Here is a 12,800-nt window from a genome sequence, read left to right as displayed (position 1 = left end):
TCCAATACTAGAATAAAAGTTTTTACAGGAGCATGATAGATGAAAACATTTGAAAGAATCTTAATCAAGATCGCTATCATTCAATTTATTTTTTTGGTTATTGCCCAAGTTTTTTTTCATGAATTCAATGCTTTCCCAGAACTAAAACAAATTACTCAATACGAGGGAGTTACGGACAATAATCATTCAGAAGTCCTGAATACATTCAGGAGCAAAGAGTAAGCGGGTGTTGAACCTGCTTACTCTTTATTTTTTAAAATAAGGAAATTTTAAAATACCAAAGCCTGGAATATTCCTCTAATGAAAGGGGTACAGGGCAAGTTTTGAAAAGTGCCTTAAAAAAAGTGTTGAATGAAGAGGATTAAAAGATTTTTGTGTTAAAATATAAGAGTATATCAAGTAACAACTAGAAGGGTACCAGGAGGAAATATGAGTAGACGAATTTCAATTGCCATAGACGGTCCTGCAGCTGCAGGGAAAAGTACGGTTGCCAAAATTGCAGCCGAAAAACTGACGTATATATACATCGATACAGGTGCGATGTACAGAGCACTTACATACAAGGCTTTGAACAAAGGAGCCAGCCTGGACAACGAAGCAGAGTTGATGGAGATCTTAAATAATACATCAATTGAGCTGATGCCTGGAGAATCAGGCCAAAAGGTTTTGCTTGACGGGATCGAGGTCACCAATGAGATTAGGAGTGCGGAAGTTACCAATCAAGTCTCATATGTAGCGGTCCATGAACTTGTCAGGAAAGAGATGGTCAAACGCCAGCAGCAGTTTGCAGTTGATGGCGGTGTGGTGATGGACGGAAGGGATATCGGCACCCATGTATTGCCGAATGCCGAGGTGAAGGTGTTTTTGCTTGCAAGTGTTGAGGAGAGGGCACAGCGCCGACATGCAGAAAATATCCAGAAAGGATTCCCGTCTGATCTCGAAAAGCTGAAAGAAGAAATTGCCGCCCGTGACAAGATTGATTCGGAGCGGGAAGTAGCCCCTTTGAAAAAGGCAGATGATGCAATTGAAATTGATACAACTTCTTTGTCGATTGCAGATGTGGTAGACAAAATCATGGGTTTGGCGCTTGAAAGGATCGGATAAAATTGACGGTTTATTCATTTGCAAGGTCTTTAGTAAATACAGTATTAAAACCAATTTATCGTATTGAGGTGATTGGCAGAGAAAATATCCCTGCTGATGGCGGAGTGTTGTTATGTGCCAATCATATTGATAATCTAGATCCCCTGGCAGTCGGGATTACTGCTTCCCGTCCTGTCTATTTCATGGCGAAGGAAGAGCTTTTCGCTGTCCCTGTACTTGGGAAAATTGTTCCTCACCTGAATGCGTTCCCTGTCAAAAGGGGTATGAGTGACAGGGAAGCTTTAAGGAAAGGCCTCGGAATTTTAAAGGATGGAAAGGTTTTAGGATTGTTTCCAGAGGGAACAAGAAGCAAGACAGGTGAATTGGGCAAGGGACTTGCAGGAGCAGGCTTCTTTGCGCTCCGCTCTGATACTCATGTCGTTCCATGCGCAATCATCGGTCCATACAAAGCATTCAAGAAATTGAAGGTGGTATATGGAAAGCCTATCGATATGGTATCAATCAAGGAAAAAAAGCTAAATGCAGAACAGACAACTGACTTGATCATGAGTGAAATCCAGGAACTTATTAACAAATATAAGTAATGTTTCTTGCTTGACAAAAATGTCTGTTTGTAAGAAGTTATTAAGAAGAGATATTTTTAGAATTTTCACTTAGTGACTATTTAATGTGTTTTTTTAAGTGGCTTTTTGCCACAAAGCATATATTTGCAGCAGTCATGGATTAAGGAGGAGTACATATGTCAGAAGATATGAATCAAATCGAGGTAAAAAATTTTGAGGCTGGCGACCGTGTCAAAGGCCAGGTAACGAAAGTGGAAGAAAAGCAAGTTTTAGTAGATATCGAAGGAAGCAAGCTAGATGGCATTATCCCGATTAGCGAACTATCAAGCCTTCATGTTGAAAAAGCCGAAGATGCAGTATCTGTCGGTGACGAGCTGGAGCTTGAAGTCCAAAAAGTCGAGGAAGAAGCTTTAATTCTCTCAAAGAGAAAAGTAGATGCTGAGAAAGCTTGGGAAGAACTTAAAGGCAAGTTTGAAAGTGGAGAAGTTTTCGAGGCAGAAGTAAAAGATGTCGTTAAGGGCGGCCTGGTAGTTGACCTTGGCGTTCGCGGATTTGTTCCTGCATCTCTTGTGGAATCCCACTTTGTGGAAGATTTCTCCGATTACAAAGGAAAAACGCTCAGCTTCAAAATCGTAGAGCTTGACCAGGAGAAGAACCGCCTGATCCTTTCTCACCGCGCTGTCGTGGAAGAAGAGCAAGGACAGAAGAAACAGGACTTACTTGCGGCCATCCAGTCTGGACAGGTTATTGATGGCACAGTACAAAGAATTACCGACTTTGGTGCTTTTGTGGATATCGGTGGAGTTGATGGCCTTGTCCATATTTCACAGCTGTCTCATGAACATGTTGAAAAGCCATCTGATGTTGTTCAGGAAGGCCAGCAGGTTCAAGTTAAAGTATTGAGCGTTGATCGTGATAATGAGCGGATATCACTTTCAATCAAAGAAACCCTGCCTGGACCATGGTCAGACATTGATGAGAAAGCTCCTAAGGGCAGCACTCTAGAAGGCACTGTGAAACGTCTGGTTTCTTATGGTGCATTTGTCGAAGTATTCCCTGGGGTTGAGGGCCTTGTCCATATTTCGCAAATTTCTCATAAGCATATCGGTACACCGCATGAAGTCCTTCAAGAAGGGCAGACTGTAAAAGTAAAGGTACTTGACGTAAACAAGCAAGATCAAAGGCTATCACTTAGCATGAAAGAGTTCGAGGAAAGAGAAAGCAATGAAGCTTTTGATTATGAACTTCCTGAAGAAACTAAAGGTTTCAGCTTAGGTGATATGATCGGAGACAAGCTAAAGAATCTTAAACAGTAATGGTGATAAATAGTGTCAAGATCAAAACGTAAATGGGACCATATACAATATGCCCTGGAAACAGGCCAGAAGCGGCTAACCGGTTTTGACGATATTAAGTTTGTAAACCAAAGCTTGCCTGGATCGAATCTTGATTCAGTAAAATTTGAAACTAGAATTGGCGAACTTTCTTTAAGTTCGCCAATTTTTATAAATGCGATGACAGGCGGCGGCGGGGAGAGAACTTACCGTATCAACCGTGAATTGGCTGTAGCGGCAAGAGAGACAGGATCTGCGATTGCAGTTGGATCTCAAATGGCTGCACTGAAGGATCCGGACGAACGAAGAAGTTATGAAGTGGTCAGGAAAATGCACCCTGACGGTATTATCCTTGCCAATCTGGGCAGTGAGGCAACTGTCAGACAGGCAAAAATCGCAATCGATATGCTTCAGGCAGATGCGCTGCAAATTCACTTGAATGTAGTTCAGGAATTGACCATGCCTGAGGGAGACAGAAATTTTGACGGTGCATTAACGAGGATTATTGAAATCCAACAGAGTGTGGGAGTTCCGGTCATCGTCAAAGAAGTTGGTTTCGGCATAAGTGCCGAGGCAGCAGCCGAGCTGTTCTCATCAGGAATACGCTATGTTGATATTGGCGGATTTGGGGGTACCAATTTTGCGGAAATTGAAAATAAGCGGAGGAACCGTTTGTTGACGTTTTTCGAGGATTGGGGAATTCCGACTGCGGCCTCAATAATTGAAACAAAATCTGCATTGCCAGAACTTTCCGTTATCGCTTCTGGAGGAATACAGACTAGCCTTGATATTGTTAAAGCACTTGCATTAGGTGCCGATGGTGCTGCAATGGCTGGTTACTTGTTAAAGACCTTGATGGAAAATGGAACGGATGAACTAATCAGGGAAATTCATCTGTTAAAAGAGGAAATTGCTGTCATTATGACAGCGCTAGGTGTACATAAGATTGAGGAGCTCAAAAACGTACCTTTGGTCATATCAGGAGATACGCATCATTGGCTCGAACAGAGAGGTATTGATACAAAACGTTTTGCTAGAAGGAAAAAATTTGATCTATGAATTGTAACAGAAGGGCCTCTGCTTTTGCAGAGGCCCTTCTGTTTGTTGATTGACTGGAACGCATGGTACTAATTTTAGCTGTACTTGCCGTCATTCATGGAACGAGCTTCTTCAGGGCTTTGCATCTTAGCTGCTCCTGGGTAGTGCAGTGCCTGGTCACGGTCAGACTCCACTCGTCCGCTCTTTTTAAGTTTCTTTTCCTGTCTGTCTTTGCCCATAACATTCCCTCCTGGTCATTAAAATAAGAGCATTACAGAGATTTGTCCTGATAACAAACAAACAGACCTATTCCGGTTATTGTCCATTAATCCAGAACAGTTTTCCAGCTGTGAAAAAAGGTACTGCTTTTCTTAACATGGAACAGGTAAAAAACTTTATGCAAAAAAGATTAAATTACATAAGTGATTACCATAATGGAAATGATAGGAGGGGTTGAATGGAAGGGTTGTACTTTTACTGGATGGCATGGATAGGTTGGATTTGGACTACTTTCTTCATGAATAAAGATAATCCGCTTCGGTGGAAATGGACTGTTATGTTGCTCGCCGTCATTTTTGCGGCGCCATTTACAGTTGATGTTCTTATTTTTGAGCTCCACCTATCTGCTTTTGTGATTGCCTTTTTTATTTTTTTGGAAACAAGGCGAAAAAAGACAGGTTCATTTTTATATTTATTTTTATCTTCATTTATTATTATGCTTGCCTACACGAGTTTTTTATTGTTCGAATTATTCGACCCGGTATGGGTGTTATTCGATCGGAAAATTATGCTTGGAGCAGCAGGTTTTTATCTGGCAGTCCTGTTACATAAAGATAGACATGATCGTATATTGGCTTTGATTTCTGGCTTTTTGCAGGGTGATATATTATTTTCTGCGATTCTATGGAAATTTAATTTTCCATATGCTGCTGCATCAATGGTTTTTATGGACATATTGTTCATATCTTTAGGGCTGCTTCTTGCCTGGTCAGCTATCGAATCGATCATTGCGGTTATGTCGGGAAGTTCAATAAACCAAGTTGAAGGGGAGGAACAAAAGACTTCATGAATGAATACACGTTACCAATCGTATTCGGAATAGCAATAGGGACGTTATCGAGACTTTTTATGCTGAGGACCGATTATCGTCAATATCCAACGTATTTGCATGGGAAAATCATTCATGTAGCTCTTGGGTTCATTGCAGCAGGACTTGGCACGGTTGCAGGCCCAGCAATCATGGAGGAGGAATTCACAGCGATTACCTTCTTGACCCTGGCAGCGTCACAATTCAGGGAAGTCAGGAATATGGAGCGAAATACGCTTACCGAACTTGATAGCTATGAACTCGTTTCCCGGGGAAAGACCTATATCGAGGGAATTGCGATTGCTTTTGAAAGCCGCAATTACCTGGTGATTTTCACCTCGCTCGTCAGCACGCTCGCATATTTGATTTTTAACATATGGGGTGGAATCATTGCCGCGATCATCGCGATGCTTATTTCCCATAAGCTGATGTCAGGCGGAAAGCTGAGGGATATTGTTGAAATTGAGTACATGGAACCAAGATTTGATGGGGCAGGCCTTTATGTTGATAATATTTATATTATGAATATCGGTCTTCCTGAAAGGCAGAAAGAGGTACTTCGTTATGGTATGGGTTTTATCTTAAAGCCCAAAAACATGAATGCCCGTTCCACCATTGCGAACCTGGGACAAAGGCAGGCAGTGCTGCATGATTTGTCAACCGCGCTTGGAGTTTATCGTGATTCAGGAACACCTGCACTGGTTCCGCTGGCCAAAAGGGATCTGGATGATGGCAGAGTAGGAGTGTTCGTTCTGCCCCAGGAACGTGATATCGAGCGTGCGATAACGGTGATTGGTGATGTGCCAACACTGGAGAATGCCATAAGGATGCCTTCTGAAAAAAAGAGCAATGAAGGGAGTGGGGCTTAATGATGCTTGAGAAATTCGTTCTTGCCGCCATCACAACCAACCCTAAAAAAATACCATCTGGAACCGCTGTTTTTCATTGCGATTCAAAAGAAGAAATGGAGAAGGTCGCTGCAAACCTCGAAGCCATCCTGGATGGAATCGCACATGCCCTGACGGAGGACCTTTATATTATCGTAAAACACTGACAAGAAATGTTTTCATTGCCTGTTTAAGGTATCTTTTGATAAACTGATTAAGCCAGACCCTTCTGTATATCAAGAAGGGTTTATTTTATCAGTGTCTTGAAGGCATTAAATTAATAATGAGAACTATAGAATTTTGAGTTTGAAATTGTTATGGCTCAGGTCATTGACCTGCACAATAGAATTTTGAAAGGGTGATGTTCATGACGAAACCAGTGGTAGCTATCGTTGGGCGTCCGAATGTCGGCAAGTCTACGATTTTTAACCGAATCGTTGGTGAACGTATTTCGATCGTTGAAGATATTCCTGGAGTAACGAGGGATCGTATATACAGTTCAGCTGAATGGCTGACACATGATTTTAATATTATTGATACTGGCGGGATAGATTTAGGGGACGAGCCGTTTTTGGATCAAATCCGCCAGCAGGCTGAAATTGCCATTGATGAGGCAGATGTTATCATTTTTCTTGTAAACGGCAGAGAGGGAGTAACATCAGCTGATGAGGAAGTAGCAAAAATCCTTTATCGCTCCAACAAGCCAGTGGTCCTTGCGGTTAATAAAATTGACAATCCGGATATGAGAGACATGATTTACGACTTTTATGCTCTTGGATTTGGAGAACCTTTCCCGATTTCTGGTTCACACGGGCTTGGTCTGGGTGATCTGCTTGATGAAGCGGCTAAGCATTTTCCAAAGGATAAGGTAGACGAATATGATAAAGATGCGATTAAGTTTTCATTGATCGGCCGCCCAAATGTCGGGAAGTCTTCTTTGACGAATGCAATTCTAGGAGAAGATCGCGTAATTGTAAGTGACATTGCAGGTACGACCAGGGATGCTATTGACTCGCAAGTGACTTATGATGGGCAAAAATATGTAATTATTGACACAGCGGGGATGCGCAAAAAGGGTAAGGTATACGAAACGACCGAAAAGTACAGTGTTCTAAGGGCTTTAAGGGCGATCGAGCGATCAGACGTTGTCCTTGTGGTCATTGATGCTGAAGAGGGCATTATCGAGCAGGATAAGCACATTGCCGGGTATGCTGAAGAAGCTGGGCGTGCGGTCATCATAGTGGTTAACAAATGGGATGCAATTGAGAAAGATGAAAAGACAATGAAGGAATTTGAGGAGAAAATACGTGCCCATTTCAAATTCCTGAGCTATGCACCAATCGTCTTCTTATCAGCAAAAACTAAGAAACGAATCCATACATTGATGCCGATGATTAATACGGCAAGTGAAAATCATGCAATGAGAGTGCAGACAAACATCCTGAATGAGGTCATTATGGATGCTATAGCGATGAATCCTACTCCAACAGACAAAGGGAAGAGGCTTAAGATTTATTACGCCACACAGGTTTCAGTAAAGCCGCCTACTTTTGTTGTCTTTGTCAATGAACCGGAATTATTGCATTTTTCTTATGAGCGATTCCTTGAAAACAGGATCAGGGATGCCTTTGACTTCACAGGCACACCAATCAAGATTTTTGCAAGACAAAGAAAATAATCTAAAGGTTGTGGTTTAAATGGAAAGGAAGAGAGAGAAAGTAGCTGTTCTTGGTGCCGGTAGCTGGGGAACGGCTTTGGCAATGGTCCTTGCCGACAATGGGCATGAGGTTCGTCTTTGGGGGCACAATCCAGTGCAAATTGATGAAATCAATCAACACCATACCAACAAGAAGTACCTTCCTGAAATTAAGCTGCCTGCAACCATCATTGGCTATTCTTCACTTCAAGAGGCGTTGGCTGGAATCAAAACGGTCATTATGGCAGTTCCAACGAAAGCGATTCGCGAAGTGATCAGGAAGATGACAGAGGTTACTTCTGAAGCCCTGGTAATTGTCCACGTCAGTAAAGGGATTGAACCAGATTCCTTGCTTCGTATTTCTGAAATGATTGAAGAAGAAATGCCTGAGGGCTTATTAGAAACCGTTGTAGTCTTATCTGGTCCAAGTCATGCGGAAGAGGTGAGCCTGCGCCATCCGACGACGGTCACTGTATCCTCGAAAAATATGGGAGCGGCCGAAAAAATCCAGGATTTGTTTATCAACAACAACTTCAGAGTTTATACAAATCCGGATTTAATCGGTGTGGAAATTGGCGGGGCACTTAAGAATATTATTGCTCTTGCTGCCGGTATTTCAGATGGATTAGGTTACGGAGATAATGCCAAGGCTGCTTTAATCACCAGAGGGCTTGCTGAAATAGCGCGTCTTGGTGTTAAAATGGGCGCCAGCCCGTTGACTTTTTCAGGATTGACAGGGATAGGAGATTTGATTGTCACTTGTACAAGCGTCCATTCCAGGAACTGGCGGGCTGGAAATCTGCTTGGCAAGGGCCAGAACCTTGACGAGGTCCTTGAGAACATGGGGATGGTCGTAGAAGGTGTAAGGACGACAAAGGCGGCATATCAGCTTGCTGAAAAACATGGAGTCAATATGCCGATTACAAATGCGTTATATAATATCCTTTTCAATGACGTCAATCCGAAGGACGCAGTTGATGGGTTGATGTCCCGAGAGAAAACCCACGAGATGGAAGACCTGGCTGATATCCTCGGAGGTAAAATCTAAGTTAGAAAAAATTTTCTCATGAATAATATTGCCAATATAGGCATTCGAGGATGCGATTTCTTCTATACTTGCATAAGATGCAACGAAGCAAACTGGTGGTTTGAACTGGGTGTTAGGGTATTTAGTCATGTGAGCTGAGGTAAAGTTGTCCGCCCCTTCTTTACTTCAGCTTTTTTTTTGCTTACATAAAGGGTCTTATCTCAAACTTTGTTGCTTTTGAATACAAAATAGGATTTCAAGATCTGTTTTTTTTTCGTAAAGTTGACTCTTTTTATGAGAAAAGAGCATGCAAACTTAGTACCGACCTGCAAAATGGCTTACGTTAAAATCGGCTTTAAGATTTTAACAACAATCTTTACGAAAACAGCGTTCATAAAAGATTTTTTTGTTTGAATAATTGCTGCATATGATATAATACTTCTCGGAAAAGGGAGGGGTTTATTTTGTCACCCGCATTATTGAAAATGTATATTTCTTTTGTTGGCATGGGCAGCATGATTCTGTCTTTGTTTGCCATCTATTTAAGCCGTTATAAGTTAAAAGGTTTCTTTAAAATTGCAACGGCGATCATAGCCTATATGCTGATGATTTTAGCAGGGCTGATAATCTTTTTTGTTGTTTTCAGCGGTCCGACGAGCGAATAAAATACATAGGATTAAAGGGTTGGGATCAATGAACAAAATCCGTATTTTAATGCCAGTCATCCTGGTATTACTCACATTGACTGGTTGTATGTATCCGGAAGAAAAACTTGTGCAGAATCAGGTACCGTATAAGGACCAGCTGGACAGTGTCCAGTCTGCAGTTGACCAGTACAAGGAAGCGAATGGCGGCTTGCTGCCAATCAAGACAAAGGATGCTGAGACACCGATTTATCAAAAGTATCCAATAGACTTTAAGAAAATCGTTCCAAGATTTATTGCCGAGTCGCCAGGCAATGCATATGAAAATGGCGGCTTGTTTCAATATGTCCTAATTGATGCAGAAACAGATCCAACAGTGAAGCTGCTCGACTTGAGAATGGCAGAGACAATTCGTGAAATTAAAATGAGAATCAATGCATCTGGATATCCACCTTTCAAGGAGCAGATTGCAGAGAATGTATATACTCTTGATTTTAAAAAAATTGGCTATAAAGAAGAACCTGTAGTGGTAAGTCCGTTCACAAACCAGAACCTGCACTTTATCATTTCGACTGATGGCGAAATTTATGTAGATTATCGGAGTGACCTCTACCAGGCTATTAAATCGTCAAAGAAAGAGTTTGCGGAGGGTGAGGATATCCGAAACATTCTCGTAGATAATTCCATGTTCGTACCAGCATATTCTTTGCCATATACCATCGATAAGGAGACCAATGAACCGGTCTTTTTAGTGAAGGAATAAAATAGGAAGTTTATAGGTTCATCACTTTTATGGGTGAACAGCGGCTTGCGCATTTCTAATAAATTAGTCATAACCCTGTTTCTGCAAAATATATTGTAGAAGTAGGGTTTTTTTGTCTTTAAAAAGATATCGATTGTTCTCATAAATGGGAATTGAAGAAGTCTTTTTTGAAATTAAAATTAAGGGGGTAAAAAAATAAAAAATTGTCATATTGATATAGGACAACATCATAAATATATACTGTCCCAGATTACTAATTTGGATGAATTTATTCCCACTAACTCTATGATCGGGAGGGGATCACTTGGAAAAGGTAGATATTTTTAAGGATATTGCCGAGAGGACTGGCGGCGATATTTACCTGGGGGTTGTAGGTGCGGTCCGCACTGGAAAATCCACTTTTATTAAAAAATTCATGGAACTGGTGGTTTTACCTAATATCAATAACGAGGCTGAAAGAGCCAGAGCGCTTGATGAGCTGCCTCAGAGTGCAGCGGGTAAAACAATCATGACCACTGAACCGAAATTCGTGCCTAACCAGGCGGCATCCGTGCACGTTGATGATGGTCTGGATGTAAATATCAGGCTCGTAGATTGCGTAGGGTATACAGTTCCGGGAGCAAAGGGGTATGAGGATGAGAATGGGCCAAGGATGATCAATACGCCTTGGTATGAAGAACCAATCCCTTTCCATGAAGCAGCAGAAATTGGAACAAGGAAGGTTATTCAGGAACACTCAACACTCGGTGTCGTCATTACGACAGATGGGACAATTGGGGAAATCCCAAGACAAGATTATATTGAGGCAGAGGAAAGAGTAATTGAGGAACTAAAGGAAGTCGGCAAGCCGTTCATCATGGTGATCAACAGCGCCCAGCCGTATCATCCAAGTACTGAAACACTTCGTTCCCAATTGGCTGATAAATATGATATCCCTGTGCTTGCAATGAGTGTAGAAAGCATGCGGGAATCAGATGTTCTAAGTGTGATGAGGGAAGCACTTTACGAATTCCCTGTCCTAGAAGTGAACGTCAATCTGCCAAGCTGGGTAATGGTGCTCCGCGAAAACCACTGGTTGCGTGAGAGCTATCAGGAAGCTGTCAAGGAGACTGTGAAGGACATTAAGAGGCTGCGTGATGTTGATAGAGTCGTACATCAATTCAGCGATTTTGAGTACATTGACAGGGCTGGACTGGCGGGTATCGAAATGGGCCAGGGTATAGCAGAAATCGACCTGTATGCTCCGGATGACCTGTATGACGAGATTTTAAAAGAAATCGTAGGTGTCGAGATCCGCGGCAAGGATCACTTGCTTGAGCTAATGCAGGAGTTTGCTTACGCAAAAACAGAGTTTGACCAGATTTCTGATGCGCTTAAAATGGTTAAGCAGACAGGATATGGCATCGCTTCACCTTCACTGACGGACATGAGCCTGGAAGAGCCAGAAATCATCCGCCAGGGGGCGCGTTTCGGTGTTCGATTAAGAGCGGTAGCTCCTTCAATCCATATGATCAAAGTGGACGTAGAATCCGAATTCTCGCCAATTATTGGCACTGAAAAACAAAGTGAAGAGCTCGTTCGCTATTTGATGCAGGATTTTGAAGATGACCCGCTGTCAATCTGGAATTCTGATATCTTTGGAAGAAGCTTAAGCTCAATCGTTAGAGAAGGAATTTCGGCAAAATTGAGCCTGATGCCAGAAAATGCACGATATAAATTAAAAGAGACGCTGGAAAGAATCATCAACGAAGGTTCCGGTGGATTAATAGCAATCATATTATAATTTGGACTCCTTTTGGGAGTCTTTTTGTTTTGTTGCCGGAGACATGGATTTTTTCTCTATTTAATTGATTTACAAGCAAATTTGGAGTGAAATTAATCTTCTAATATAACTTCCTTTCAGTAAATTACCAGTAAAGACATTGTTGACTGCTTGCGAAATCAGAAGAAAAGGCATAAAATTCATTATTGTATGTTTGATACTCCCTGGTACGGGTAATAAATGAGGGTCAACATATTACAAATATGTTTCAAAGAAGAAAAGATTCCCATTATTTCTTGAAATTATCTTGATAAGAGTAAAACATTGTGATAATCTTTTAACAGAATTAGCGTTGTAGCTTACAAACCCTTATATAACAGGGTTTCAAGCGATTTAAGGTTTCTTTATCATAGTTTTTTTAAAACTATGATAATAAAATCTTCCAGCAACGTATAGAATTCATATGTTTTGTTTAGAAATGTAGTAAGATGCTTTATTTCTGAGCAATGGGATCTCTTTGGGAGGAGGTGAATGGCATGAACAAAACAGAACTTATCAATGCAGTTGCAGAAGCTAGTGAGCTTTCTAAGAAGGATGCAACAAAAGCAGTTGACGCTGTTTTTGATTCAATCTTAAATGCATTAAAAGATGGAGACAAAGTACAATTAATCGGTTTTGGTAACTTCGAAGTTCGTGAGCGCGCTGCCCGTAAAGGACGCAACCCACAAACTGGTGATGAAATCGAAATCTCTGCAAGCAAGGTGCCTGCTTTCAAACCTGGCAAAGCGCTTAAGGATGCAGTGAAATAATTACATACGACGCACTGAGCGTATGCTAAACCCTAAAGGCCGCGACCTGTTCGCGGCCTTTCTCTATGTGTGCGCCCAGCATGGGT

Annotated in this window: 15 protein-coding genes; 14 read left to right on the top strand and 1 reads right to left on the bottom strand. The window is 41.6% G+C overall.

Features of this window, described 5'->3' with window-relative positions; genetic code table 11:
- The first annotated feature begins 39 nt into the window (after positions 1-39).
- From J7E32_RS09555 to fni, 5 genes are all read left to right on the top strand, one after another.
- Entirely contained in the window at positions 40-222 is a 183-nt protein-coding gene (locus tag J7E32_RS09555) for a YpfB family protein (RefSeq protein ID WP_214906761.1), read from the top strand.
- A gap of 207 nt (positions 223-429) precedes the next feature.
- Complete coding sequence (gene cmk / locus J7E32_RS09550) at positions 430-1,104, top strand: (d)CMP kinase (protein WP_214906759.1); 675 nt, start codon at positions 430-432, stop codon at positions 1,102-1,104.
- 2 nt (positions 1,105-1,106) lie between these two features.
- Entirely contained in the window at positions 1,107-1,688 is a 582-nt protein-coding gene (locus J7E32_RS09545; protein WP_214906757.1) for a lysophospholipid acyltransferase family protein, read from the top strand.
- Positions 1,689-1,843: 155 nt separating this feature from the next.
- A complete protein-coding gene (gene rpsA / locus J7E32_RS09540; protein ID WP_214906755.1) occupies positions 1,844-2,983 on the top strand; it encodes a 30S ribosomal protein S1 in 1,140 nt (379 codons plus the stop codon).
- Positions 2,984-2,995: 12 nt separating this feature from the next.
- Positions 2,996-4,060 carry a type 2 isopentenyl-diphosphate Delta-isomerase gene (fni, locus tag J7E32_RS09535; RefSeq protein WP_214906753.1) on the top strand — a complete coding sequence of 355 codons (1,065 nt, stop codon included), beginning with the start codon at positions 2,996-2,998 and terminating at the stop codon, positions 4,058-4,060.
- 74 nt (positions 4,061-4,134) lie between these two features.
- Here the strand turns inward: fni and J7E32_RS09530 are convergent, their stop codons facing one another.
- On the bottom strand, positions 4,135-4,278 hold the full coding sequence (locus J7E32_RS09530) for a YpzI family protein (protein WP_214906750.1): 144 nt from the start codon (positions 4,276-4,278) through the stop codon (positions 4,135-4,137).
- A 218-nt stretch (positions 4,279-4,496) separates the two neighbouring features.
- Here J7E32_RS09530 and J7E32_RS09525 point away from each other — a divergent pair, with 218 nt between their 5' ends.
- From J7E32_RS09525 to J7E32_RS09485, 9 genes are all read left to right on the top strand, one after another.
- The gene (locus J7E32_RS09525; RefSeq protein WP_214906748.1) at positions 4,497-5,108 is read left to right on the top strand and encodes a YphA family membrane protein; all 612 of its coding nucleotides are present in this window, start codon (positions 4,497-4,499) and stop codon (positions 5,106-5,108) included.
- Entirely contained in the window at positions 5,105-5,995 is an 891-nt protein-coding gene (locus J7E32_RS09520) for a YIEGIA family protein (RefSeq protein ID WP_214906747.1), read from the top strand. The genes J7E32_RS09525 and J7E32_RS09520 overlap by 4 nt, the downstream gene beginning before the upstream one ends.
- Positions 5,995-6,180, top strand: a complete 186-nt coding sequence (locus tag J7E32_RS09515) for a capping complex subunit for YIEGIA (protein ID WP_214906745.1) — start codon at positions 5,995-5,997, stop codon at positions 6,178-6,180. The genes J7E32_RS09520 and J7E32_RS09515 overlap by 1 nt, the downstream gene beginning before the upstream one ends.
- A 200-nt stretch (positions 6,181-6,380) precedes the next feature.
- Entirely contained in the window at positions 6,381-7,691 is a 1,311-nt protein-coding gene (der, locus tag J7E32_RS09510) for a ribosome biogenesis GTPase Der (RefSeq protein WP_214906743.1), read from the top strand.
- 19 nt (positions 7,692-7,710) lie between these two features.
- The gene (locus J7E32_RS09505) at positions 7,711-8,757 is read left to right on the top strand and encodes an NAD(P)H-dependent glycerol-3-phosphate dehydrogenase (RefSeq protein WP_214906741.1); all 1,047 of its coding nucleotides are present in this window, start codon (positions 7,711-7,713) and stop codon (positions 8,755-8,757) included.
- Positions 8,758-9,200: 443 nt separating this feature from the next.
- Positions 9,201-9,401 (top strand): DUF2768 domain-containing protein, encoded by a 201-nt coding sequence (locus J7E32_RS09500; protein ID WP_214906739.1) that lies wholly within the window; start codon positions 9,201-9,203, stop codon positions 9,399-9,401.
- Between the two features lie 28 nt (positions 9,402-9,429).
- Positions 9,430-10,143 carry a hypothetical protein gene (locus J7E32_RS09495; protein WP_214906737.1) on the top strand — a complete coding sequence of 238 codons (714 nt, stop codon included), beginning with the start codon at positions 9,430-9,432 and terminating at the stop codon, positions 10,141-10,143.
- 304 nt (positions 10,144-10,447) lie between these two features.
- Positions 10,448-11,926: a stage IV sporulation protein A gene (gene spoIVA, locus J7E32_RS09490; RefSeq protein ID WP_214906735.1), complete on the top strand. Its 1,479-nt coding sequence runs from the start codon at positions 10,448-10,450 to the stop codon at positions 11,924-11,926.
- A 515-nt stretch (positions 11,927-12,441) separates the two neighbouring features.
- Entirely contained in the window at positions 12,442-12,714 is a 273-nt protein-coding gene (locus tag J7E32_RS09485; protein ID WP_023627533.1) for an HU family DNA-binding protein, read from the top strand.
- Positions 12,715-12,800: the final 86 nt, after the last annotated feature.

The sequence above is a fragment of the Bacillus sp. ISL-55 genome (assembly GCF_018613155.1).
In the GTDB taxonomy this organism is placed as follows: domain Bacteria; phylum Bacillota; class Bacilli; order Bacillales; family Cytobacillaceae; genus Mesobacillus.
This window is presented reverse-complemented; position numbering and strand designations above follow the sequence as displayed.